This is a genomic window from Vibrio sp. 970 (assembly GCF_033339075.1).
This window is the reverse complement of sequence record NZ_JAWOTW010000230.1, coordinates 1-769: the sequence shown is the minus strand read 5'-3', so window position 1 is coordinate 769 and position 769 is coordinate 1. Positions and strand designations below refer to the sequence as shown.

General features: G+C 47.2%; 1 protein-coding gene. It reads left to right on the top strand.

Annotation, left to right across the window (positions count from 1 at the left end):
• Positions 1-769 (top strand): MFS transporter (locus R7Q11_RS25860; protein WP_225466961.1); only part of this gene is annotated, 769 nt, incomplete at both ends.

Sequence of the window (769 nt, the reverse complement as noted above, 5' to 3'; positions counted from 1 at the left end):
AATTTTTGCAACCATCATGCCGTTGGTGGCACTATCACCAGCACTTGCACCTCAACTGGGTGTGGTTTTAGCGGATAGCTTTGGTTGGCACAGTATTTTTATCGCATTAACGCTTGTTGGCGTGGTGCTGGTTGCTGCCACCATGGCACAAAAGAACGAACAAGCCGAAATCAAACAAACCAGCATGTCTGCGGATATTAAAGCGTTACTAGGTTCAAAAACTTACCTAGGTAACGTGTTTATGTTCGCAACCGCTTCGGCAGCGTTCTTTGCTTACCTTACTGGTATGCCAGAAATCATGTCTCAACTCGGCTACGAAGCAAAAGACATCGGTTTGAGCTTTATCCCACAAACCATTGCTTTCATGGTGGGTGGTTACCTAGGTAAAGTTGGTGTTCGCAAATTTGGTGATGAAAAAATTCTACGTCAGTTGATCGGTTTATTCAGTGTTGCCGCGTTGCTTATCTTTGTAGCTTCGCAGTGGGAATTGACCTCCATCTGGCCAATCCTAGCGCCTTTCTGTCTGATTGCGGTAGCGAATGGTGCATTGTACCCAATCGTAGTAAACCGTGCATTGGCAAGTGCGAAGCAAAGCCCTGCAACCGCAGCTGGTTTGCAAAACAGCCTGCAAATTACCGTGAGCAGCCTATCAAGCGCACTAGTAGCAGCGATGGCAAGCCAAGCTCAAATGGTTACGGGCGTGGCAATCGTCATTTGTATGGGTGGCTTGTGGATGGGTTACATTCTGTCGAATCGTGAACTCTCTAAG